The sequence below is a fragment of the Micromonospora sp. WMMC264 genome (genome assembly GCF_027497275.1).
In the GTDB taxonomy this organism is placed as follows: domain Bacteria; phylum Actinomycetota; class Actinomycetes; order Mycobacteriales; family Micromonosporaceae; genus Micromonospora; species Micromonospora chalcea.
In genome coordinates this window covers 6469549-6492729 of record NZ_CP114907.1, presented here as the reverse complement: position 1 = coordinate 6492729, position 23181 = coordinate 6469549, and the positions used below count along the sequence as shown (strand labels likewise).

Sequence of the window (23181 nt, the reverse complement as noted above, 5' to 3'; positions counted from 1 at the left end):
CCAGTCTTCCCCGCGCGCGCCGTACCGCACACCGTTCAGGCGAGCAGCGCCTCCAGCCGCCGGTTCACCGCCGCCAGCGTGGCCCGCACGACCGCCTGCCGGGGATCCCCGGCGACCAGGGCCGACCCGGCCAGTTGCTCCACCCAGCCGTCGCAGACCAGCAGCACGACAACGGTCGCCACCTCGCAGTTGCCGAACGGCACCACCGCGGCGTGCTCCACGAAGCACCGGCCGTGCTCACCGGCCGGGACGCCCCGGCCGAGCAACTCGTCCACCGCCGCGGCCGCCGCCACCGCGCACAGCCGCAGCACGTACCCGTCGACGGCCGGCCCGGTCGCGTGGCCCTCGGCGGTCCGGTCGCCCGCGATCAGGCGGACCTCAGTGGTGGCGTCCAGGCCGAACGTGCTCACCAGGACGTGCTCGATGACCACCCGGGGCCCGGGCGCGCCGCCGGTGTCGAGCGGTCGCGACGGCGCGGTCTCCGTCGTGGTCATCTGCCCACCGGAGTACGAGGTGCCGAGCGTCACCGGGCTGCCGGTGGACATGCCGGTCGGCGCGGCGGCCAGCGACGTCTCGTCGACAGCGGCCCGGCCCCGGTGGGTGGCCTGCCGGCGGCGGCGCGGCGGCTCGTCGCCCTCGGCCGGGGCGTCGGCCGGACGCGCCGCGCGGTCCGTGCCGCCGAACCGTCCCTCACCGGAGCGGTTCGCGGCCGGGCGCACCACACCGGTACGCGTCGGCGTCTCGTCCCCGGCCGGTCCGGGCTCGTCACCGTTGCGGGGCGCGGGCGCCGCCGTCCGCGTCTCGTCCGGCAGGGCGCGGGCGTGGATCGGCCCGGGCGAACGGCCCTCGCCCGCCCGTGCCTCACCGGCCCGGTCCAGCCGGGCCGATCGGCGGCGCAGTGGGGCCGGCGGTGGCACGACCGGCGCGCCGGGCAGGTTCTGCGGCGCCGCCGCCAGGCCCATCCGTTCCTGGAGCAGCCGGGCCACCAGGCGGCTGACCTCTGCCGGGTCCGCGCCGTCGGCCAGGTCGAGCCGGAGGCTGTGTGCGCCGGCCGGGGTACGGCGCAGCGCCGCGTCGCGTACGCCGGCCACCTCGCGGACCGCGTCCAGGATCGCGTTGACGTCGAAGCCCTCCGGGCGCTCACGCAGCGGCGCGGGTTCGTCGTCCCGGCGCAGGTGGGTGGCGATGCGGGCGAGTTCGGGGGTCTCGGCGGACGGTTCCACTGCGGGCGGCTCCGGCACGACTGGCACGTCCGGCTCGGCGGGGACGCGCTGCGGCAGCACCACTGGGGCCGGTTCCTCCGGTCGGGGCTCGGTGGCCGCGTCGGCGGCCGGCACGGGTTCCGGCGCGGACCGGCGGGCGGCGTAGGGGGGCGCGCTCGCCGGCTGGGGCGCGGAGGTGCGGTCGGTGTGCGCCGCACCACTCGTGGCGGGGACACCGGAGATCGGCCCGGCCGGCACACCGGAGATCGGCCCGGCCGGGACGCCGGACGTCGGCCGGGCCGGCACGCCCGAGATCGGCTGTGCCGGGAGGCCGGAGGCCGGCTGCGCCGGGACTCCGGAGATCGGCCGGGCAGGGGCGGCCGGCGGCTGCCGGGGATCGTCGGCGGTCTCACCGGTGGCCCGGGTCGCGGGGTTGGCGACGGGCGCGGCGGCAGGCGGCGGCCCGGCGGGCGCGGCGGGGTAGCCGGGGAACGTCGGCGTGTACCCGCCGGCCGGGGCGGGTGGGGCGCTCGCCGGCTCGGGACCGGTGGCCGGGTTCACCGGCGGGACCGGCACCGGCGGCCCGGCCCACGAGGGTCGCTCGTACCCGTGCGGCGGCTCGCCGTCGCCCCGGGCCAGCCGGAACGGCCGGGTCGCCTCACGCGCCGGCTCCGGACCGGTGCCCGGCTCGGACTCGTACTGACGCGGCGGTTCCGGCTCGTACGGCCGGATCGGTTCCGGTCCGGCGGCCGGCTCGGCGCGCAGCGGCTCGTACGGCCGTACCGGCTCGGGCCGGGGCGGCTCGTAGCCGGACGGCGGCTCGACGCGGGCCGGCATGTACGGCCGCACCGGCTCGGGCGCCCACTCGGCCGCGCGCTCGTCGCGGGCCGGCCGGTCGTCCCAGCCCGCCCGGTCGTCCCAGCCCGCGCGGTCGTCATGGCCGGCACGGTCGTCGTGGGCCGCGCGGTCGTCGTGGCTGGCAAGGTCGTCATGGGCCGAGCGGTCGTCGCGGGCGGCGCGGCGGCCGGCGGTGTCGTCCTCCCGCTCGCGCCGGTCGGCGGGCTCGGCGGCGCGGCGCGCCGCCGGCTCGTCGGTGCGGGCCCACGGCGGGGCCCAGCCGTCGCCCCAGCTCGGGCGGTTCCAGGACGGTCCGGACCAGTCGGGTTCACCGGCGCCCGGGTCGTCCGCGGCGGGCTCCCGGGAGTCGGCGGCGGCCCGGGGCCCGGCGGCGCCCGCCGGTCCGTCCGGCGGGCGGACGTCGCCCACGGGCTGCGCGGAACGGCCGGCCGGGTCGGCGGACGGCTCGCCGGCCGCCCGGTCGGCCCAGCCACGGGAGAGCGACGGGGTGGACTCGGTGTTCGGCGCGTGGAAGCCCGGTGGCACCTCGAAGCCGGAGGCGGCGGCGCCGACCGGCGGCACCTGCAGGGCCGGGGGCGCGGAGGCGGGGCCGCTCTCGGCCCAGCGGGGCGCGGCGGCCGGGTCGTCGGCGGCGTGCCGGGAGCCGGCGGCGTCGGCCGGGTTCACCTGCTGCTCGGCCGGGGGCGCCGGTCGCGGGGCCGGTACGGCCAGCCGCTCGCCGTCGCTCTGCCGGGGCGGTTCGTCCGCCGGCGGGGCACTGACCGGCGCCTGGCGGGTCACGCGCGACTCCTCCCCGGCGTGGTGCACGCCGTTGACGTGGCGGCCGTTCACCGGTCCCGGCTCCGGTCGGCCGGGTAGCGGAGCCGGCAGGTCACCGTGCCGGGGCGAGGAGGCGGCCCAGCCGCCGAGATCGCCGTAGGGCCAGCCGCCGGGCGCCGGAGCACCACGGGACCAGCCGTTCGGCGGGGGCGCCCAACCGCCGCCGGTGCGGGCTGGTTCGTCCTGCCGGCCCGTCCCGTCGCCGTGCTCTCCCGGGGTGGCGGCTCCGGGTTGCCCTGTTTCACTCACCGCGCGCTCCTTGGTCGCCCCCGCTGAGGCTACCGTGTGGTGACAGTGGCGATAAGTTACAGCGGCGGGCCAATTCCGCGACGGGTTCACGAACCCGCACCGGTTCGGGTGATACGTGCCGGCTCGTACGCAGATACTCGGAGGTTCCCATGACCGCAGTGGGGAACGGTGCACAGACCGCCGGTCGGCCCACCCGCCTGCCCCGCTCGGCACGCCGTAAGCAGCTGCTCGCCGCTGCTCAGGAGGTGTTCGTCGCGCAGGGCTACCACGCCGCCGCGATGGACGACATCGCCGAGCGGGCCGGGGTCTCCAAGCCGGTGCTCTACCAACACTTCCCCGGGAAGATGGAGCTCTACCTGGCGCTGCTGGACACGCACTGTGACGCGATAGTGGCAAACGTGCAGGGCGCCATGAGCAGCACCAGCGACAACAAGGAACGGGTCAGCGCCGCGGTCCGCGCGTACTTCGACTTCGTCGACCACGAGAGCGAGGCGTTCCGGCTGGTCTTCGAGTCCGACCTGCGCAACGACCCGGCGGTGCGGCAGCGGGTGGAGCGGGTCGAGCAGGGCTGCATCGCGGCCATCACCGACACGATCATCTCGGACACCGGCGTCAGCCGGTCGCACGCCGAGCTGCTCGCATCGGGCCTGGTCGGCGCCGCCGAGACGGCCGCCCAGTTCTGGCTCGCCGGCGGCCGGCAGGTGCCCAAGGCGGAGGCCGAGGCGCTGGTCGCGGCCCTGTCCTGGCGGGGCATCGCCAGCTTCCCGCTGCAAGGTGAGTCAGCCTGAACATCGGGCCGCCGGATCGGATAGCCTTCCCACGGTGGCTTTTTCGCCCCAGTTGAGGAGGCACAGTGGAGGTCAAGATCGGCGTGCAGTACGCGCCGCGGGAGCTGGTCCTGGAAAGCGCGCAGTCGCCGGCCGAGATCGAGCAGATCGTGACCGACGCCTTCGCCAGGAGCGAGGGCACGCTCTCCCTGACCGACGAGAAGGGCCGGCGCGTGATCGTGCCGGTCGGCAAGGTCGCCTACGTCGAGATCGCCGAGGCGTCGCCTCGCGCGGTCGGGTTCACCGTTCGCTGATTCCCGCGGCGCCGGCCGCCGTGGCGGGCCTCCCGCCACGGCGGCTCAGTTGTTCAGCCCGACCGCCGTCATCCGCGCGGTGTGCGCCTCGGTCAGCCGGCGCAGCAGCCCCGGCACGTCCCCGCCGGTCCGGCCGATCAACGCGCTGAGCGCGCCCCGGTCGGCGGCGGCGACCCGGCCGGCCTGGGACAGCGCCTCCCCGAGCAGCCGCCGGGCCCACATGGAGAGCCGGCCCGCGGCCCGGGGATCGGCCTCGATCGCGGCCCGGATCTCGGCCGCGGCGAACTCGGCGTACCGGGAGTCGTGCAGCACGTCGAGCAGCAGCGTCCGCTCCGGCCCGTCCAGGCCGCCGGCGATCCCGCGCAGGAAGTCGTCGGTGATCGCGTCGCCCACGTACGCCTTCGTCACCGCCTCCGCCCAGTCCCGCGGCTCGGTCGAGTCGTGGTACGCCCGCAGCGCCTCGACGTAGGGGACCATCGCCTCCTCCGGGGTGACGCCCCACGCGGCGAGGCGGTCGGTCAGCCAGCGATAGTGGGCGATCTCCGCGGCGGCCATCTCGCTGAGCGCGGCGCGGCGGCCCAGGTCGGGCGCGAGGCGGGCGTCGGCGGCGAGGCGGTCGAAGGCGAGCAGTTCGCCGTACGCGACGAGCCCGAACAGGTCGATCGCGGCGGGATCGGGGGCGGTGGGACCGGCGGCGGCAGAGCCGGTCGCGGCGGGGTCGGGGGCGGCCACGAGCGCAGGCTACCGGCGCCAACGCTGTGACTCAAGTCACATCGAGCCGCCCCGCGCGCACGGCCACCACCTGGGAATCGGGACGACTCAGGGGCCGTTCAGGTAGGATGAGACAGTTGCCGTGGGCACCGATTCGGTCAGCTTCGCTGATCAAGACCGGTCCCCGACGCGCGTGCGGCCCGGTCCGGCTCGGCGATTCGCCCCCGACCGCGTGGCCCGCGCCACACACCGAACGCGCCCTGAGGACATGAGGGGCGCACCACGAGAGGGCACCCCCACATCCACATGAGCGACCAGATTTCCGGCCAGCCACTGGCCCCCACCGCTCCGGTCCCGCCGGAGGCACCCACGTTCGCCGCGCTCGGCGCGCGGCAGGAAACCGTCGAGGCGCTGGCCGCCGCCGGCATCACCCGCGCCTTCGCCATCCAGGAGTACGCGCTGCCGATCGCGCTGCGCGGCGTCGACCTGATCGGGCAGGCCCCGACCGGCACCGGCAAGACGCTCGGCTTCGGCATCCCGCTGCTGGAGCGCGTGTTCGCCCCGTCCGAGGGCAGCGACGGCGTCCCGCAGGCGCTCGTCGTCGTACCCACCCGTGAGCTGGGCATCCAGGTCGCCAAGGACCTCGACGCCGCCGGTCGCACCCGGGGCGTCCGGGTGCTGCCGATCTACGGCGGCGTGGCGTACGAGCCGCAGATCGAGGCGCTGCGCAGGGGCGTCGAGATCCTGGTCGGCACCCCCGGCCGCCTGCTGGACCTGCAGAAGCAGAAGCACCTGCGGCTCGACCGGGTCCGCGCGCTCGTCCTCGACGAGGCCGACCGCATGCTCGACCTGGGCTTCCTGGACGACGTCGAGAAGATCCTGGCGATGCTGCCGGAGGACCGGCAGACCATGCTGTTCTCGGCCACCATGCCGGACCCGATCGTCGCGCTGTCGCGGCGGTTCCTGCGCCGGCCGGTGACGATCCACGCCGGGCACACCGCCGAGACCGGCCCGTCGCCGCAGACCACGCAGCTCGCGTACCGCACGCACTCGCTGAACAAGGTCGAGATCGTGGCGCGCATCCTCCAGGCGGAGGGCCGTGGCCTGACCATGATCTTCACCCGTACGAAGCGGGCCGCCGACCGGGTCGCCGAGGATCTCGACTTCCGTGGTTTCGCCGTGGCCGCCGTACACGGCGATCTCGGCCAGGGCGCGCGGGAGCGGGCGCTGCGGGCGTTCCGCGCCGGCAAGATCGACACGCTGGTCGCGACCGACGTGGCGGCCCGGGGCATCGACGTCACCGGCGTCACGCACGTGATCAACTACGACTGCCCCGAGGACCAGGACACCTACACCCACCGCATCGGCCGTACCGGCCGGGCCGGGGCCACGGGTGTCGCGGTGACGTTCGTCGACTGGGACGACATGCCCCGCTGGCGGATCATCGACAAGACGCTCGGGCTGGACATGCCCGAGCCGCCGGAGACGTACCACACCTCCGCGCACCTCTACACCGACCTGGCCATCCCCACCGACGTCAGCGGCACGCTGCCGACCGCCGAGCGCACCCGCGCCGGGCTGTCCGCCGAGGTCGAGGAGGACCTGGGTGGCGGCGGCCGGGCACGCCGGGGCGCGCGTCGGGGTGACAGCCGGGGCCGCGAGCGCGGCGACCGTGACCGTGGTGACCGCGGTCGGGGCCGTACGAGCGACGGCGGGGACGCGCCCGCCGGGCAGGCCGAGGCCGGGGACGGCGAGGCGACCCGTACGCCGCGTCGGCGGCGTCGTCGCCGGGCCGGCGAGACGGTGGCCGGCGAGCCGACCGCGGTGATCAGCACCGAGGGCTCGACCGAGGCCCCCGCCGCACCGCAGGCCGCGGAGGGTGAGACGGCGAGCAAGCCGCGTCGCCGTCGTCGCCGCCGCAGCGGCAGCACCGGCGCGCCCGCCGAAGCCAGCAACGCCGACTGACGAACACCAACGGAAACGGCCTCCCGGACCCCGGTCCCGGAGGCCGTCCCCGTCCCACGACCGCCGGACCCACGCGGTGATCATGAAGTTGACGGCGCGACACGCCGTGCTCACGTACGGCCAACCTCATGATCGACCAGGTCGGCGGGGTGGGTGGAGAACTGGAGAGGTAGGTAGGGATGCCGGAAGCGCTGGAATCGGCGCTCGCCGAGGTACGGACGCTGCTGCTCGCGCCGGGGCTGACCCGGGCGGTGGCCGCCGGGCGGCGTCGTGGGCAGCGTCCCTCGGTGGTACGCGCGGAACTGCGCCCGGTCGCGCTCAAGAGCGGCCCCCGGTTGCAGATCGCCACTTCCGACGGGTCACGGCCGCACACCCGCAACGTGGCGCCGGGAGCCGAGGCCGACGCCGCGGTGGACGAACTGCTCGCCGAGCCGTTCGGCAACTGGCACGTCGAGACCGCCGACGCCACGATCCAGCTCCGGGTGACGAAGTCCGGTGAGGCGCAGGTGCACCGCGCGGCGGCCAGCCGTACCGCCGGCGAGCCGGAGCGGCACGACCGGGCCAAGGAGTGGCTGCTCGACCCGGGTGATCCCCTCTTCAAGGAGATCGGCGGCTCGGCGGCCAAACGCCGGCAGGTCGACGCGTTCCTGCGCGCGCTGGCCGCGACGCTGCCCGACGACCTCACCGGCGCGCTGCGGGTGGTGGACCTGGGCTGCGGCAACGCGTACCTGACCTTCGCCGCCTACCGCTACCTGCTGCGGCGCGGCCTGGACGTGACACTCGTCGGCGTGGACGTACGCGAGGACCAGCGCCGCCGCAACACCGAGCTGGCCGAGCGGCTGGGCTGGGCCGACCGGGTCAGCTTCGTGGCCGGCACCATCGCCGAGGCGCCCGTCGAACCGGCGCCGGACCTGGTGCTCGCGCTGCACGCCTGCGACACCGCCACCGACGAGGCGCTGGCCCGGGCGGTGCGCTGGGACGCCCGCTGGGTGCTCGCCGCGCCCTGCTGCCACCACGACCTGGCCGCCCAGCTCCGGGCCCGCCCGGCGCCGGGCCCGTACGAGCTGCTGACCCGGCAGGGCATCCTCCGGGAGCGGTTCGCCGACGTGCTGACCGACGCGCTGCGGGCCGGTCTGCTGCGCCTGCACGGGTACCGCGCCGAGGTGGTGGAGTTCGTCGACTCCCAGCACACGCCGCGCAACCTGCTCATCCGGGCACGCCGGACGGCCGGAGCGCCGACCGACGGGCAGCGCGCCGAGTATCGCGAGCTGGTCGGCCAGTGGGGCGTGACGCCCCGGCTGGAGACGCTGCTGGCGGAGCGGGCCTGAGGGGCGCGCTACCGCCCCCGGTCGCCCCGGTTGCGATCGCCCCGGTCCAGCACAGACACGCGCTCACCACGGTTGGCGGGCCGCTCGCCGTCCTCGGCCGCGGTCGGGAACGGCACCACCTTCCCGCCGAACTGCTCGGCGTTGCCGGCGGCGGCGAAGGCGTTCCACGAGATGTCCACGAGCATCCGCTTCAGCTCGGCATGCCGGAGGGCGGCGTTGCGCTGCAACGCCATCCGCGCTCCCAACACCACCGAGGCCAGCGTGGTGCAGATCGCGCCGGTCGCGGCGATCAGGTGTACGCCGGTCGCCTCGCCACCGCGTACCGCCAGCACCAGCAGCCAGATCCAGAAGCCGAGAGCGAACAACGCGGCCTTGGCCACGAAGAAGAGGCTCACCGCGCCGGGGCGATGCGGTACGGGACGGTCCGGCTCGGCCATGCTTCTCCTCCATCGATTCTCAGGGTTCACTCAGCCTATTACCCGAAGCGCATTACCCGAAGCAAGCTTCCGCATTCACCGAGTCCCGCCGACGAGATCTCCGGACCGATCAGTCAGTTACTTCTGCGCCCCGGCGTACTAGGCTCGATCGGCAGAGCCGGGCCACCGGCGGGAGGGGCAGATCCGACAGGGATGGGTTCGGCAGACGTTTCGCCGCAGATGGCCTTCGCGCGCTTCGTACGCCGGGCCATCGACGACGCGCGCGAGGAACGCGGCTGGACGGTCACCGATCTGGCCACCCACACCGGAGTCGGCCGCTCGACGGTGTTCCGCTGGCTGGCCGGCGACTGGCAGGACTACCCCGAACTCGCCAAGGTGCGCGGCTTCTGCGCCGCTCTCGACCTGCCCGTGGCGGCCGCGTTCCGCGCGCTGGGCCTGCCTGACGCCGGTCCGGTGCCGCGCCGCCGAGGTGCCGAGGAGGGTCCGGTGGAGGCCGACGTGCGGGTGATCCTGGACCGGCTGGCCGACCCGAGCGTGCCCGCCGAGGAGAAGCACCACATCCGCGATCTGCTCCGCTACCTGGCCCGCCGCCCGGTCCGCCGCGCCGGCTGACCGAGGGCTCAGGCCACTGTCAGCGTGAACTCGGCGGTCCGCACCACGCCGCCGACCTGGAAGTCCAGGAACATCCGGTAGTTGCCCGGCCCCGGCGCGGTCAGCCAGAACGTCACCTCGTCGCCGTCGCGCACCGGCTCCGGGTGTACGTGCAGGTAACCGAGGTCGCCCTCGCGCAGCGCGACCAGGTGCCCGAACGCGCCGAGGTACGGCTGAAGCGGCGCTGCCGCGCCGTCCGCGCCGGTGATCCGGAACCGCAGCGGCACCGAGCGTCCCACCTCCGGGGTGCCCGTGTACGCGGCGGTGAACCCGTCGACGGTGGCCGACGTCGCGGCGGCGGGCAACGGCCGGGGCCGGTACGCGCCGGGCGCGGCCAGGTCGGCGCCGAGCACCACGGCGACCTGTCCACCGTCGTCGGCGACGGCGGTGAAGTCCGCGTACATCCGCCAGGAGCCCGCCTCGATCGGCCCGAGCGGCACCGACCAGGTGCCGTCGGCGGCCATCGTGGGGTGCAGGTGCAGGTAACCGCTCAGGTCACGGCGCACCACGATCACATGCATCGGCTTGTCGTGCACCACGGCGAACCGGGTGACCGCGCGGCGCTTGTCGTCGCGGATCTGGAAGCGCAGCTCACCGGCGCGGCCGGCGGTCAGCTCGGCGTTCGACGGGACCAGCGTGTAACCGGCCGAGGTGATCGACAGCCCGGCCGCGCCGTCGCCGCCGCCCTGGGTGACGGTGGCGCCGTCGTGGGAGTGCGCGCCGGTGCCGGGCGCGTGGGCGTGCATGCCGCCGGCGCCCGTGGTGGCCCCGCTCGCCGTGGCTGCGGGCCGCGCCGGGTCGGCGGGCGCGTTCATCCGGCCGAGCCCGAACCCGAGCAGCACGGCGAGCACGAGCCCGCCCACCACCAGGGCCAACCGCAGCGTCTCCCGATCCACCGCGACCGGGCCGCCCGCGGCCACCCCGGCGCGGGGCGGTGTCGCGCCGGCCACGGCGTCGTCGGGGACGACGCCGGTGCCGGACGTGCCGGACGACGACTCAGGCACCGCCGCCGACCAGCTCGTAACCCGCCTCGTCCACGGCGGCACGGACCGACTCGACCGCCAGCGGGGCGTCACTGGTGACGGTGGCGGTGCCACCGGCCAGATCGATCCGGACCTCCTCGACGCCGGGCAGCGCGGACAGCTCCTCGGTCACCGCCCGGACGCAGTGTTCGCAGGTCATCCCGGTCACGGCGTACGTCTGGACGACGGGTAGCTGCTCGGTCATGACCCCACGGTACCGCCGGTCACCTGCGGCTCCGCCGACGGTCCGCCGACGGTGGCGACGCTCGCATTCCGGCCGCGCCGGGAACTTTTCGACGGCCGGGACCTGTCACGCGGACGCGACGGATCAGGCGGCCACCGCGAGCGCCAGCGGCAGCACGTCCGGCGCGCCGGCCCGGCGCAGCAGCCGCGCCACCATGGCCATGGTCCAGCCCGAGTCGACCAGGTCGTCCACCAGCAGCACCGGCCCGTCCAGCCCCGGCAGCGCGTCGGCCAGCTCGTCCGGCAGGCGGAAGGCGTCGTGCAGCGCGCGTACCCGCTGGGCGCTGTTGCCGCGCGGCCCGCCGCCGCCGGACGGACCGGCCGGGACGACGTGGCCGAGCAGCGGCAGCCGGCCCACGGCGGCGATCCGCTCGGCCAGCGAGCCCACCAGCAGCGGTCGCGTCCGCGAGCCGACCGCGACCACGCCCACCGGCCGCCGGGGCCACGGGTCGTCGCCGTGCGCCCACGCCTTCAGCACCTCGACCACGGCCGCCACCACGTCGTCGGGCACCGGGCCGTCGGGCGCCTCCGGCCCGACCAGCCCGCGCAGCCGCCCGCCCCACCCCAGGTCGGAGAGGCGTCCCACGGCCCGGCCGGGCAGCGCCTGCTCCGCCGGGGCGATGCGGCCCTTCAGGGGTACGCCGACCGCCTCCAACCCGGTCGGCCAGAGCTTCTTGGGCGGGATCGCGACGCCGGGGCGCCCGAGGAACGTCTGCGCGGCGGTCAGCGCCTCGTCGGAGACGGCTGCCTCGAACAGCGGGCCGGCGCAGTTGTCGCACCGCCCGCAGTCGGCCGCCCCGGTGTCGTCCAGCCCTTCCCGCAGGTAGCGCATGCGGCAGCCGGACGTCGACGCGTACTCCCGCATGGCCCGCTGCTCGGCGGCGCGCGCGTCGGCGACGCGCCGCAACCGGGCCTCGTCGTAGACCCACGGCTCGCCGGTGGCGAGCCAGCCGCCGCGCACCCGGCGGACCGCGCCGTCCACGTCGAGCACCTTGAGCATCAGCTCCAGCCGGGCCCGGCGCAGGTCGACCACCGGTTCGAGGGCCTGGGTGGAGATCGGCCGCTCGGTGTCCAGCGCGGCGAGCACGGCGCGGACCTGTTCCTCGGGCGGGAAGGCGAGCGAGGCGAAGTACCGCCAGATGGCCGCGTCCTCCACGCCGGGCAGGAGCAGCACCTCGGCGTGCTCGACGGCCCGGCCCGCGCGGCCGACCTGCTGGTAGTAGGCGATCGGCGACGGCGGCGCGCCCAGGTGCACCACGAAGCCGAGGTCGGGCTTGTCGAAGCCCATGCCGAGCGCGCTGGTGGCGACCAGCGCCTTGATCTTGTTGTCCAGCAGGTCCTGTTCGGCGGCCCGCCGGTCGGCGTCCTCGGCCTGCCCGGTGTAGGAGGCGACCGACCAGCCCCGGCCACGCAGGAAGTCGGCCGTCTCGGTGGCCGCCGCGACAGTGAGCGTGTAAATGATCCCCGAGCCGGGGAGCCGGTCCAGGTGGTCGGCCAGCCAGGCCAGGCGGTGGGCCGGGCTCGGCAGATCGAGTACGCCCAGGCGCAGCGACTCCCGGTCGAGCGTGCCCCGCAGCACCAGCGCGTCACCGAGTTGCTCGGCCACGTCCTGCGTGACCCGGGCGTTGGCGGTGGCGGTGGTGGCCAGCACCGGCGTGCGCTCGGGCAGGTTGGCCAGGAACGTGCGCAGCCGCCGGTAGTCGGGGCGGAAGTCGTGCCCCCAGTCGGAGACGCAGTGCGCCTCGTCCACCACCAGCAGCCCGGTGGTGGCGGCGAGCTTCGGCAGTACGCCGTCGCGGAAATCCGGGTTGTTCAGCCGCTCCGGGCTGATCAACAGCACGTCGACCGCCCCGGCGTGGATCTCGGCGGTGATCTCGTCCCACTCGTCCAGGTTCGCCGAGTTGATGGTGCGGGCCCGGATGCCGGCGCGGGCCGCCGACTCGACCTGGTTGCGCATCAGCGCCAGCAGCGGCGAGACGATCACCGTCGGCCCGTGCCGGTTGCCCTCGCGCAGCAGCGCGGTCGCCACGAAGTAGACGGCCGACTTGCCCCAGCCGGTGCGCTGCACGCAGAGCACCCGCCGCCGGTCGACCACCAGGGCCTCGATGGCCCGCCACTGGTCCTCGCGCAGCCGGGCGTGGTCACCCGCCAGCCGCCGCAGCACCGCTTCGGCGCGTTCCCGTACGGCCGTCCGATCCTGGCTCATCCGGCATTTCTACCAGGGGTGGCGGGGGCCGCCGTCCCTTCCGCGTGTCAGCGGCCGAGTACGGAACCGCCGTTGACGCCGAGCACCTGCCCGGTGACGTACCCGGCGGACGGGCCGACCAGGTAGCTGACCGCCGCCGCGATGTCGTCCGGCACACCGGCTCGGCCGACGAGCGTGGCGGCGACGCGCTTGGCGTGCCCCTCGGGCGTCATCCGGTCGCCGAAGAACTCGGTCTCGGCCACGTAGCCAGGGCTGACCACGTTCACGGTGATCTGGTCCGGGCCGAGTTGGGCGGCCAGGTCGTACGCCCAGCCGTGCAGCGCGGCCTTCGCGGCCGAGTACGGCCCGCCGCCGCCGCGCTGCGCGGCGATCGAGCCGAGCAGGACAACCCGGCCGCCGGGGCGGCGCAGGGCGGGCAGCAGCGCCTCGGTGAGCAGTACGGCGGTGAGCACGTTGGCGTCCAGGTTGGCCCGCCACCAGTCCGCCACCCCGCCGAGCGAATCGGTGGACCCGCCCAGGAATCCACCGGCGTTGTTGACGACGGCGTCCACGGCGCGCTCACCCACGGCGTCCACGACCGCGCCGACCTGCCCCGGATCGGTCAGGTCGGCGACGACGGCCGTGACCGCCCCGTCCCGCCCGCTCTCGGCACCGATCCGGCGTGCGGCGGCGTCGAGCACGTCCCCCCGCCGCCCCACCACGAGAACGTCGAACCCGTCCCCGACGAGCCCCCGTGCCACGGCAGCCCCGATCCCGGTCCCACCCCCACTGACCACAGCCAGCCGCCGCTCCCCCATGACCGCTCCCCTTCCCCGCTCCCCGCTCTCCCCGTTGATCAAGGAGTTTGCGTCATCCTAACCGCGAAATCAGGACACAAACTCCTTGATCAACGGGGTGGAGGGAGGGGGCCGGAGGTCAGCGGGGGCGGTGGAGGGCCTTCAGGAGGGGGGTCACGCGGGAGCGCAGGCTGGCCAGGCCGCCGGGGAAGAAGTAGACGGCCAGGATGAACACGGTGCCCAGGACGAACAGGGGCTGGCTCAGCGGGTGACTGAGGAACGCGGGCAGGCTGTTCACCGCGTCGCTGCTGCCGAACGCGGTGAGCCGGTGGTCCAGGTACATGTAGAGGACGCCGCCCAGCACCGGCCCCCACCGCGTACCGGGACCGCCGAGCACCACCATGACCAGCAGCGACAGCGTCAGCTCCGACGAGGTGATGTGCGGGCTGGCGCCGCCGACGATCAGCACGTAGACCACCCCACCGGCCGACGCGAGCCCACCGGCGAGCGTGAACGCGACGAGCTTGAACCGGTACGGGTCGAGCCCGAGCACGCCGATCCGCCGCTCGTCGTCGCGCAGACCAGCCAGCACCCGCCCGGTCGGCGAGGCGCCGACCCGGTGCACGACCAGGACCACTATGGCCAGGTACGCCAGCGCCAGCCAGTACAGGTTCACCGTGTTGGTGACGCCCACGAGCGCCGACGGCAGCCCGGACACGTCGAGCGGCAGGCCCTCCTCGCCGCCGGTGAGGCCGCCGAAGTCGCGGGCCACCAGGATCGCCCCGACCTGCGCGAACGCCAGCGTCACCATGGCGAACGCGATGCCGACGGTGCGCAGCGCCACCGCGCCGAGCAGCGCGGCGAGCGTGGTTCCGCCGATCACCGTGAGCACGGCGGCCTGCCACAGCGGCAGCCCGGCCTTGGTGACCAGGATGTCGGTGCCGTACACGCCGGCGGCGAAGTAGAGGGCGTGGCCGAAGGAGAGCATTCCGGTCCGCCCGAACAGCAGGTCGTATCCGGCCGCGAGCCCGCCGAAGACCAGGCAGATGGCGAGCAGTTGCAGCGTGCCCGGCGAGTTCAGCGGCCCCTCGAAGATCCCGGGCAGGTTCAGCGTCGAGTACGGCAGGATCGCCGCCACCACCAGGGCCACCAACGGCAGGTACGGACGCAGGCCGTGCCAGCGGGAACGCCCGGGGGTCAGTTCGTCGGGCACCTGCGCCGGAGGCGCGTCGACCACCGAGTTGGTCATGCGTGAGCCACCTTTCCGGCCAGGCCCTGCGGACGCAGCAGCAGCACCACGGCGAGCAGACCGACCACGCACAGGTCGCCCAGCCCGGACGTGCCGTAGTAGTTGACGAACTGTTGCAGCAGCCCCACCGCGACCGCCGCGTACGCGGACCCGACCACCGAGCCCATCCCGCCGATCACCACCACGATGAACGCGAAGATCAGCAGCGAGCCGCCCTGCCCCGGCGAGACGGTGCCGAAGTAGACGCCGCCGAGCGCGCCGGCCAGCGCGGCGGCGGCCCCGCCGATCGCGAAGACCAGCGTGAACGCCTTGCGCACGTCGATGCCGAGCGCCGTCACCATCTCCCGGTTCTCCACGCCGGCCCGGATGATCAGGCCGTACCGGGTCCAGCGCAGGAACGCCAGCAACGCGCCGAGCACCACAGCGGCGGCGACGATCAGCAGCAGCCCGGCGTTCGGCACCTGCGCGCCGAGCACCGACGTCACGTTCCGGCTCCACTCCGGGCGCGGGAACGGTCGCGGGTCGGCGCCCCAGGTGGCCTGGAGCAGCGCCACCCCGGCGAGCGACAGGCCGACGGTGACGAGCACCTGCTCGATGGTGCGGGAGTAGAGCGGCCGGATCAGCACCAGCTCCACCAGCACGGCGACGAGCGAACCGGCCAGCACGCCGAAGACGACGGCGAGCACGAAGCCGAACCCGTCCGGTCCGGCGCCGGGCAGGTTGCCCGAGGCCCACCACGTCGCGTACGCGCCCACGCCGAGGAACAGCCCGTGCGCGAAGTTGAGCACGTCGGCGAGGCCGAACACCAGCGACAGGCCGGAGGCGACGAGGAAGTAGAGCGCCGCCAGGCCCAGCCCGGTCAGCGTCAGCAGGACCACGGTGTTCACGCGTGCACCTCCCCGGAGCCAGAACCCACACCGAGCAACGACTTCGTCAACGCGGTCTCCAGCAGCAACTCCTGGGCGTCACCGGTCCAGGCGACCTTGCCGGCGGAGAGCACCACCGCGTCGGTCGCCAGCCGCCGTACCACCGCCAGGTTCTGCTCGACCAGCAGCACCGGCACGGATTCCGCGACCCGTTCCAGCACCTCGGCCACTTCGGTCACCACCTTCGGCGCCAGCCCTTTCGTCGGCTCGTCGACGAGCAGCAGCCGGTTGTCGTTGAGCAGCACCCGGCCGATCGCGAGCATCTGCTGCTGCCCGCCGGACAGCGAGCCGGCCCGTTGCCGTCCGCGCCGCTCCAGCTCCGGAAAGAGCGCGAAGACCTTGTCGTACGCGGGCGCGACACCGCGCCGTTCCGCGAGCCGCAGGTTCTCCGCGACGGTGAGCCCGGCGAAGACGCAGCGGTCCTCCGGCACGTAGCCGAGGCCGTCGCGGACCAGCCGGTGGGTGGGGCGGGCGAGCAGGCTGCGCGCCCCCATGCGTACGCTGCCGCGCACCTCGCCGCCGCGCGGCGTCAGCCCGACGATCGCGCGCAGCGTGGTGGTCTTGCCGACGCCGTTGCGCCCGAGCAGCACCGTCACGCCGGTCGGCGCGACCTCGAACGACACGCCCTGGAGGATGTGCAGTCCGGCGATCCGCACGGACAGGTCCGCCACGGACAGGACAGGTTCCGCCATCAGAGCGCCTCCCCCAGGTACGCCTCCTGCACTGTGGCGTTCGCCATCACCGTCTCCGGGGTGTCGCACGCCAGCAGCGCGCCGTGGTGCATCACGGCGATCCGGTCGGCCAGTTCCAGGATCACGTCCATGTGGTGTTCCACCATGAGCACCGCCCGGCCGCTGTCCCCGGTCAGCGACTTGATCACGCTGACCAGCTCGGGCACGTCCTCGGCGCTCACCCCGGCCATCGGCTCGTCCAGCAGCATCACCCGGGGTTCACCGGCGAGCAGCAGCGCGATCTCCAGCTTGCGCTTCTCGCCGTGGGCCAGGGTGCCGGCGAGCGCCGTACCCCTGTGGTGCAGGCCGACCCGGTCGAGCGCCGCGTCGGCGGCGGCGGCCACCTCCCGGTCGGCCGCCGCCCGCCGCCACAGCTTCATCGAGCCACCCCGGTGTGCCTGTACGGCGAGCCGGACGTTCTCCCGCACGCTCAGCGAGCCGAAGACCGAGGACGCCTGGAAGGTACGCCCCAGTCCGAGCCGGGCACGCCGGTGCGGCGCAAGCGCGGTGATGTCCGCGCCGTCCAGCAGGACCGTGCCCTCGGTGGGCCGGCGCAGGCCGGTGATCAGGTTGAACAGGGAGGTCTTGCCGGCGCCGTTGGGCCCGATCACGCCGAGGAACTCCCCCGGCGCCAGATCGAGGTAGACGGAGTCGACGATGGCGACCTCACCGATCCGCCAGGTCAGACCGCGGGTGGCGAGCATCGGTCAGCCCTTCATCTGCGCGACCGGCGGCGCGCTCTCGTCACCGGTGAGCGACTTCTGCGCGGTCGCCGTGAAGGTGGTGCCGCTGCCGGAGAGCTTCGCCTGGTACATCGGCTGGAGCAGGGCGTGGTCCTCGGCGCGGATCTTCATGGTGCCCTTGACGCCCTCGAACTCCCAGCCCTCCAGCGCCTTCACCATCTTCTCCACGTCGTCGCCGCCCTCCTGCACGGCCCGGACGACCATCTGCGCGGCGGCGAACCCGTCCGGGTGGAACAGGTCGAGCGTGCCGCCCGGCACCTTCGCCTTCGCGGCCTTGGCGGCCTCGGTGTCGCTCGCGCCGTCGAAGTAGTGCGACAGGAACGAGATCTTGCTGCCGGCCGCGCCGAACGTCGGCCACGAGGCGCGGATGTCCAGACCGGTGACGACGGTGGTGGAGGCGAGGACGCCCTGCTGGTCGAGCGTCTGCCACATGGCGCCCGCGGTGGTGCCGGCCCAGGCGACGAAGAGCAGGTCCGGCTTGGCGGCCTTGATCTGGCTGGCGAACGGCGTGAACTCGGTGGCGCTGGCCGGGGCCCGGACGCTGCTCACGTTCGCGCCCGCGCCGCCGATGACGGCCTTGACGGCGGCCTCGTTGGCGTCGCCGAACGCGCCGTCCTGCGCGAACACCACGACCTTCTTGCCGCCCGCGTCGCCGATGAACGAACGGGCGGTCACCACGTCCTGCCACGACTGCCGGCCGGAACGGAACGTGTACTTGTTCGCGCCGGTCACCGCGTCGGTGGCGGCCGGGCCGGAGATGAACAGCACCTTGTTCTGCGCGGCGATCGGCGCGACCTGGAGCGCCACCCCGGAGGAGGTGGACCCGGCGATGATCTTCGTACCCTTGCCGATCAGGTCCTTCGCGGCGGACACGGCCTTGGCCGGGTCGCCCGCGTCGTCGGCCTCGGTCACCTCGATCGTGCGGTCACCGACCTTGCCGGTGCCCTTGGTGGCGAAGTCGAGGCCGGCCTTGAAGCCCTCGATGTACTGCTTGCCGTAGCTGGCGAGCGGCCCGGACTGGGAGTAGACCAGACCGACCTTGACCGGGGCGGCGGCGTCGCCGCCGCCGGATGCGGTGTCCTGCGGGCTGCCACAGGCCGTGGCAGCCAGAACGACCGCCACCGAGGTGGCGGCGGTAAGGAACACCCGTCGCGTGTGCCGGATCGTCATTGCGACTCCAGGTGAGGACAGGGGGAATGTCAGTTGTCGGCTCACGCTAGAAGTGACGTCACCCACGGGCTATGTGGTCGGCGCACACAAGTGCCCGGGACAGGATGGCCGCTCGTTACAACGCCGGACATCGGCACGTAACCGCGCCGACCCGGGATGGCCGCACCCACCACGCGCACCTCGCCGGGAATGTCGGCCCACGCCATCGCGCCGGTCACCGCCCGCCGCATTCCCCGTCATGGTCGGCCGCCCGTGCGCATCGCCGGCCACCGTCACGCGGCCGGTCGCACCAGACCCAGTGGCGTACCGACTGATCGTCCTCCCGCGACACGGTCGTCCCGGCGCGCTCCACGTCGGCCAGGAACCCGAGCGCCCGGCAGATGGCCCGCGCGAACCCGCGCGCGCCGTCGAGGTCGGCCGCGAGAACCGGCAGGTGTACGACGAACCGCTCCCGGCTCACCGCTGCGCGCCCGGCGTGAACCGGGACTGCCAGCTCTTGAGCGCCGCCTTGATGCGGGTGTTCTCCTCGGCGTACCGGGACGCGTCGCGCCGGGCCAGCGCCAGGTCACCGGCCACCCGGTAGAGGAAGGCGTGCACCTCCGCCGGGTCGAGTCCGTGCCGCACGGTGCGGAACTTCCGCTCGCGGATCTGCCCGACGCTCAGCGGCCGGCACGACTCCGAGCGGTACCAGCCCTGGTTCGGCGGCCTCCGGGTCCGGTTACGCCGCGCCGACTTGAACAGGTTGAGCACGTTTCGCACGCCGATCCTCCTCACCGAGCCGTGGAGGCGGCCCGCCCGCAGACAGGGGACGCGGGCGGGCCGCCGACCCCGAGACCGCAGCCCGTTCGGCGGTACGACCCCGGAGCCCAATCCGGGTCCGACTCCCGAGGTTTGCCGAACCAACCGGAGCCGGACGCGACTCAACCTACACCAGTATCTGGTTGTGCGCGAGCCTCCACTCTCGACGCGCTGGGCAACTTGTTGCAGTTACTTGTGCAGGTAGGGCAGGATCGGATTCGCCGAACCAACCGGAGTCCCCACCATGCCCACAGCAGAAGCACCGTTCCGCCGTATCGCCAACGACATCGCCGCGAAGATCAAGAGTGGCGAGCTGAAGCCGGGCGACCGGCTGCCCTCGACCCGCGAGTTGGCCGAGTCCTACGGCGTCCACATGAACACGGCCTACCGTGCGATGTCGTTGCTGCACGATCGCGAGCTGATCACCGGCCAGCCCGGCCGAGGCACCTACGTAGCCGAACCCCCGGCCTGATCAACTCCACTACGCCGAGGTGGCGGCATCGCCCCGCCCCGCCCCGCCGATCTTGGAGTTGTGGCGCCTCAGATGCCCGGTTCGCGGCTTACGCGAGGCACCACAAGTCCAAGATCGATGGAGCGGCCCGAGATCTTGGTACGGGATGGCCCCTCGGGGGGCCGTTTCGTACCAAGATCTCGGGAGCGGGCGAGCGCGACGGACCCCGGGCACGCTAACGGGGTGCCCGCCGGAACGGCGAGCACCCCGTGAACAGGAGCAACGGTCAGCGGCCGGCTCGGGCGGCGACCGCCGTGTCGGGGTGGTCGCTGAACACGCCGTCCAGGCCCAGGTCGAAGAACAGCTCGTACTCGGATGTGATGTCGCCACGCGCGTTCGGGTCGGCGCCGATGCGGAAGTCCACCGGCAGGAACTGGTTCTCGGCCCGGAACGTCCACGCGTGCACCACCAGCTTCTGCCGGTGCGCGTCACGGATCACCGAGGTCGGCGCGAGCAGCCGTCCGGCGGAGTCGCGGGGAACGATCAGGTTCTTGTTCAGGCCGACGCCGTCGGCGTACCGGGAGATCCAGGCCAGTCCGGCGGGCGTGGCCAGGTCCGCGTAGGTCCGCTTGTCGCCGCCCGCGACGAAGTCGTAGGGCGCGCCGCTGGCGTCCATGAGCTGCACCAGCCGTACGTCGATCATCTTGTCGAGTTTGCGCAGGTTGGCGGTCTCGAAGCTCTGCACGAACACCGGGTCGGCGCGGTGGGTGAGCCGGTTGCGGCGCAGCACCGCCACCAGCGGCTCCTCCAGCGGGCGGCCGATCGAGGCGAAGTAGGTGGGGTGCTTGGTCTCCGGGTAGACGCCGATGGTCCGGCCGCGGGCCTTCGACTCGGCCCGCGCCAGGTCGATGACCTCCTGGAACGTCGGGATCTCGAACCTGCCGTCGAACGCCGTGTTCGCGACGCGCACCTGCGGCAGCCGCTCCTTGGCCCGCAGCGTCTTCAGCTCGGCCAGCGTGAAGTCCTCCGTGAACCAGCCGGTGACTGTCACCCCGTCGATGGTCTTCGTGGCCTTGCGAGCGGCGAACTCGGGGCGGGCGGCCACGTCTGTCGTACCGGAGATCTCGTTCTCGTGCCGCGCGACCAGGACGCCGTCCCTGGTCGCGACCAGGTCCGGTTCGATGAAGTCGGCGCCCTGCCGGATGGCGAGCCGGTAGGCCTCCAGGGTGTGCTCCGGGCGGTAGCCGCTCGCGCCGCGGTGGCCGATCACGATCGGCCGCTGGGTCGCGCGGGCCTGCTCGGCGGCGCGGTGGTCCGGGCCGGCCTGGGCGGCCACGGCCGGCACCACCACAGCCGCCGCGAGCAGCGCGCCGGCCACGCCGAGGGCGGAAAGGGTACGTCGCAACGCCGTCTCCTGTCGTCGATGGGTACGCACAGCAGACCGGGCGCGGTTGACCGCCAGTTGGTCGGTTCCTGACCTGCCGGTGAATCTCCGGACGGAAGATGACGGGATGCGCCGCCTGCTCCGGAAGCCCGTACGGCTGGTGCCGTTGGGGTTCCTGGCGGTGATCCTGGTCGGCACCGGTCTGCTCATGCTGCCCTGGGCCACCAGCGAGGAGCGGTACACCCCGTTCGTCACCGCGCTGTTCACGTCCACGTCGGCGGTGTCGGTGACCGGGATGGCGGTGACCGACACGCCGAACTACTGGAACGGCTTCGGGCTCGTGATGATCACCGTGCTGACGCAGCTCGGCGGCCTGGGCATCCTGACCGGGGCGTCGCTGGTGATCCTGGCGGTCTCCCGCCAGCTCGGCCTGCGCAACCGGCTGCTCGTGCAGGCGGAGACCGCCGAGTTCGGCCTCGGCGACGTACGCCGGCTGCTGTTGCGCATCGCGGCGACCGTCTTCGTCACCGAGGCCCTGATGACTGCGGTGGTCGCCGCGCGCCTGTTCCTGGCCTACGACTACCGGCCGGGCCGGGCGCTCTGGTCGGCGGTGTTCCACTCGGTGCAGGCGTTCAACAACGGCGGGTTCGCGCTCTACTCGGACGGTCTGATCGCGTTCTCCCGCGACGGCTGGGTGGCGCTGCCGCTCAGCATCGGCGCGATCATCGGCGGGCTCGGTTTTCCGGCGCTGTTCGAGGCGGTACGCGAGTGGCGGCAGCCGGCGCGCTGGGCGGTCGCCACGAAGCTGACCGTCTGGGGCAGCGTGGTGCTGACCGTCTTCGGCGTCGCCTACCTGCTGATGGCCGAGTGGGGCAACCCGTTCACGATCGGCACCTTCGACGTGCCGGGCAAGCTGCTGGCGTCGTTCACCCAGATCGCGTTGAGCCGTACCGGCGGCTTCGACGTCATAAACGTCGGGCGGCTCACCGACGAGAGCTACCCCATGCTGATCGGCCTGATGTTCATCGGCGGCGGCAGCGCCAGCACCGCCGGCGGCATCAAGGTCTCCACGTTCTTCCTGCTCGGCTTCGCCATCTGGGCCGAGTTGCGGGGCGAGCCGGACACCACTGTCGGGCACCGCCGGGTGGCGGCGGCCAGCCAGCGGCAGGCGCTGACCGTGGCGCTGCTGAGCGTGGCGCTCGTGGCGGGCGGGACGGTCGGCCTGATCGGTTTGACCTCGCACGTGTCGTTCTCGGCCGCGTTGTTCGAGGTCACCTCCGCGTTCAGCACCACCGGCCTGACCGTCGGGGTGTCCGGGCAGCTCTCCCCACCCGGTCAGTACGTGCTGATCGCGCTCATGTACATCGGCCGGGTCGGGCCGCTCACGCTCGGCTCGGCCATCGCGTTGAACACCCGTCGACGGCTGTACCGCTACCCGGAGGAGCAACCCATTGTCGGCTAGACGCCCGGAGGAGACCGGCATCGCGGTGATCGGCCTGGGCCGGTTCGGCTCGCGCCTCGCGGACTCGCTGTCCCGGCTCGGTTACGAGGTGCTGGCGATCGACCACGACCCGGCGCGGGTCCAGCACTGGTCGGCCGACCTCGACCGGGTGGTGCAGGCGGACACCACCGAGGAGGTGGTGCTGCGCCAGCTCGGGCTGGCGGACTTCCGCCGGGTGGTGGTCGCGATCGGGGCGTCGCTGGAGGCGAGCGTGCTCACCGTACTGGCCCTGGCCGAGCTGGGGATCGAGCAGATCTGGGCGCGGGCCACCTCGGAGAAGCACGCCAAGATCCTGCACTCGGTCGGCGCGCACCACGTGGTCTTCCCCGAGGCGGAGACCGGTGAGCGGGTGGCGCATCTGATCGTCAGCCGGATGCTCGACTTCATCGAGTTCGACGACGACTTCGCCATCGCCAAGGTCAAGGTCCCGGCGCCGCTGGTCGGGCGGTCGCTGCGCGACATCGCGCCGCAGGACCGGTACGGCGTGATGGTGGTGGGTGAGAAGCAGGCCGGGGAACGGTTCCGGTACGTCGGACCGGACACGGTGCTGGAGGCGGACAGCGTGCTCATCGTGGAGGGCGGCATCACCCAGGTGCAACGCTTCTCCGCGCTGGCCTGACCGTCAGTCCTTCTTCGGGCCCTTGCCCTTGCCCTTGCCGGGCCCACCCCCCTTCGACTGG

The 23181-nt window shown here is 73.8% G+C and carries 23 protein-coding genes; 8 read left to right on the top strand and 15 right to left on the bottom strand.

Annotated elements, in window-relative coordinates:
* Nucleotides 1–35: 35 nt before the first annotated feature.
* Entirely contained in the window at nucleotides 36–3128 is a 3093-nt protein-coding gene (locus O7542_RS30560; RefSeq protein ID WP_348651585.1) for a hypothetical protein, read from the bottom strand.
* 149 nt (nucleotides 3129–3277) lie between these two features.
* Here O7542_RS30560 and O7542_RS29015 point away from each other — a divergent pair, with 149 nt between their 5' ends.
* Nucleotides 3278–3916 carry a TetR/AcrR family transcriptional regulator gene (locus O7542_RS29015; RefSeq protein WP_030502929.1) on the top strand — a complete coding sequence of 213 codons (639 nt, stop codon included), beginning with the start codon at nucleotides 3278–3280 and terminating at the stop codon, nucleotides 3914–3916.
* Between the two features lie 65 nt (nucleotides 3917–3981).
* The gene (locus tag O7542_RS29010; RefSeq protein WP_030502928.1) at nucleotides 3982–4209 is read left to right on the top strand and encodes a DUF3107 domain-containing protein; all 228 of its coding nucleotides are present in this window, start codon (nucleotides 3982–3984) and stop codon (nucleotides 4207–4209) included.
* Between the two features lie 45 nt (nucleotides 4210–4254).
* Here O7542_RS29010 and O7542_RS29005 read toward each other — a convergent pair whose 3' ends face one another.
* Nucleotides 4255–4941, bottom strand: a complete 687-nt coding sequence (locus O7542_RS29005; protein WP_274476850.1) for a ferritin-like fold-containing protein — start codon at nucleotides 4939–4941, stop codon at nucleotides 4255–4257.
* 285 nt (nucleotides 4942–5226) lie between these two features.
* Between O7542_RS29005 and O7542_RS29000 the strand changes: the two genes are divergently transcribed.
* Together O7542_RS29000 and O7542_RS28995 are read left to right on the top strand one after the other, a co-directional pair.
* A complete protein-coding gene (locus tag O7542_RS29000) occupies nucleotides 5227–6885 on the top strand; it encodes a DEAD/DEAH box helicase (protein WP_043328172.1) in 1659 nt (552 codons plus the stop codon).
* Between the two features lie 179 nt (nucleotides 6886–7064).
* Nucleotides 7065–8213 carry an SAM-dependent methyltransferase gene (locus O7542_RS28995; RefSeq protein ID WP_043328170.1) on the top strand — a complete coding sequence of 383 codons (1149 nt, stop codon included), beginning with the start codon at nucleotides 7065–7067 and terminating at the stop codon, nucleotides 8211–8213.
* Between the two features lie 8 nt (nucleotides 8214–8221).
* On the opposite strand, the gene O7542_RS28990 is transcribed toward O7542_RS28995, so the two are convergent.
* Nucleotides 8222–8650: a hypothetical protein gene (locus O7542_RS28990; protein WP_113973475.1), complete on the bottom strand. Its 429-nt coding sequence runs from the start codon at nucleotides 8648–8650 to the stop codon at nucleotides 8222–8224.
* Nucleotides 8651–8842: 192 nt separating this feature from the next.
* On the opposite strand from O7542_RS28990, the gene O7542_RS28985 reads away from it, so the two are divergent.
* Complete coding sequence (locus O7542_RS28985; protein ID WP_043328166.1) at nucleotides 8843–9262, top strand: helix-turn-helix transcriptional regulator; 420 nt, start codon at nucleotides 8843–8845, stop codon at nucleotides 9260–9262.
* 8 nt (nucleotides 9263–9270) lie between these two features.
* On the opposite strand, the gene O7542_RS28980 is transcribed toward O7542_RS28985, so the two are convergent.
* The 11 genes from O7542_RS28980 to O7542_RS28930 form a co-directional block, all read right to left on the bottom strand.
* Entirely contained in the window at nucleotides 9271–10305 is a 1035-nt protein-coding gene (locus O7542_RS28980) for a hypothetical protein (RefSeq protein ID WP_281605478.1), read from the bottom strand.
* The gene (locus tag O7542_RS28975) at nucleotides 10298–10528 is read right to left on the bottom strand and encodes a heavy metal-associated domain-containing protein (RefSeq protein ID WP_043328162.1); all 231 of its coding nucleotides are present in this window, start codon (nucleotides 10526–10528) and stop codon (nucleotides 10298–10300) included. The genes O7542_RS28980 and O7542_RS28975 overlap by 8 nt, the downstream gene beginning before the upstream one ends.
* Nucleotides 10529–10651: 123 nt before the next feature.
* Nucleotides 10652–12772 (bottom strand): RecQ family ATP-dependent DNA helicase, encoded by a 2121-nt coding sequence (locus tag O7542_RS28970; RefSeq protein WP_281605477.1) that lies wholly within the window; start codon nucleotides 12770–12772, stop codon nucleotides 10652–10654.
* A 47-nt stretch (nucleotides 12773–12819) separates the two neighbouring features.
* On the bottom strand, nucleotides 12820–13569 hold the full coding sequence (locus O7542_RS28965) for an SDR family oxidoreductase (RefSeq protein ID WP_281605476.1): 750 nt from the start codon (nucleotides 13567–13569) through the stop codon (nucleotides 12820–12822).
* A gap of 118 nt (nucleotides 13570–13687) precedes the next feature.
* Nucleotides 13688–14797 carry a branched-chain amino acid ABC transporter permease gene (locus O7542_RS28960; RefSeq protein WP_281605475.1) on the bottom strand — a complete coding sequence of 370 codons (1110 nt, stop codon included), beginning with the start codon at nucleotides 14795–14797 and terminating at the stop codon, nucleotides 13688–13690.
* A complete protein-coding gene (locus O7542_RS28955; RefSeq protein WP_043328154.1) occupies nucleotides 14794–15684 on the bottom strand; it encodes a branched-chain amino acid ABC transporter permease in 891 nt (296 codons plus the stop codon). The genes O7542_RS28960 and O7542_RS28955 overlap by 4 nt, the downstream gene beginning before the upstream one ends.
* A complete protein-coding gene (locus O7542_RS28950; protein ID WP_281605474.1) occupies nucleotides 15681–16415 on the bottom strand; it encodes an ABC transporter ATP-binding protein in 735 nt (244 codons plus the stop codon). Before O7542_RS28950 ends, O7542_RS28955 begins: the two co-directional genes overlap by 4 nt.
* The gene (locus O7542_RS28945; RefSeq protein ID WP_043328151.1) at nucleotides 16415–17158 is read right to left on the bottom strand and encodes an ABC transporter ATP-binding protein; all 744 of its coding nucleotides are present in this window, start codon (nucleotides 17156–17158) and stop codon (nucleotides 16415–16417) included. Before O7542_RS28945 ends, O7542_RS28950 begins: the two co-directional genes overlap by 1 nt.
* 3 nt (nucleotides 17159–17161) lie before the next feature.
* On the bottom strand, nucleotides 17162–18367 hold the full coding sequence (locus O7542_RS28940) for a substrate-binding domain-containing protein (protein WP_043328150.1): 1206 nt from the start codon (nucleotides 18365–18367) through the stop codon (nucleotides 17162–17164).
* A 214-nt stretch (nucleotides 18368–18581) separates the two neighbouring features.
* Nucleotides 18582–18827 (bottom strand): hypothetical protein, encoded by a 246-nt coding sequence (locus tag O7542_RS28935; RefSeq protein ID WP_069088016.1) that lies wholly within the window; start codon nucleotides 18825–18827, stop codon nucleotides 18582–18584.
* The gene (locus O7542_RS28930; RefSeq protein ID WP_064446650.1) at nucleotides 18824–19126 is read right to left on the bottom strand and encodes a DivIVA domain-containing protein; all 303 of its coding nucleotides are present in this window, start codon (nucleotides 19124–19126) and stop codon (nucleotides 18824–18826) included. The genes O7542_RS28935 and O7542_RS28930 overlap by 4 nt, the downstream gene beginning before the upstream one ends.
* A 283-nt stretch (nucleotides 19127–19409) precedes the next feature.
* Between O7542_RS28930 and O7542_RS28925 the strand changes: the two genes are divergently transcribed.
* The gene (locus tag O7542_RS28925) at nucleotides 19410–19637 is read left to right on the top strand and encodes a winged helix-turn-helix domain-containing protein (protein WP_069088015.1); all 228 of its coding nucleotides are present in this window, start codon (nucleotides 19410–19412) and stop codon (nucleotides 19635–19637) included.
* 265 nt (nucleotides 19638–19902) lie between these two features.
* Here O7542_RS28925 and O7542_RS28920 read toward each other — a convergent pair whose 3' ends face one another.
* Entirely contained in the window at nucleotides 19903–21021 is a 1119-nt protein-coding gene (locus O7542_RS28920) for a glycerophosphodiester phosphodiesterase (RefSeq protein WP_064446651.1), read from the bottom strand.
* 106 nt (nucleotides 21022–21127) lie between these two features.
* Between O7542_RS28920 and O7542_RS28915 the strand changes: the two genes are divergently transcribed.
* Complete coding sequence (locus O7542_RS28915) at nucleotides 21128–22462, top strand: potassium transporter TrkG (RefSeq protein ID WP_210871012.1); 1335 nt, start codon at nucleotides 21128–21130, stop codon at nucleotides 22460–22462.
* Complete coding sequence (locus O7542_RS28910; protein ID WP_064446653.1) at nucleotides 22452–23120, top strand: TrkA family potassium uptake protein; 669 nt, start codon at nucleotides 22452–22454, stop codon at nucleotides 23118–23120. The genes O7542_RS28915 and O7542_RS28910 overlap by 11 nt, the downstream gene beginning before the upstream one ends.
* Nucleotides 23121–23181: the final 61 nt, after the last annotated feature.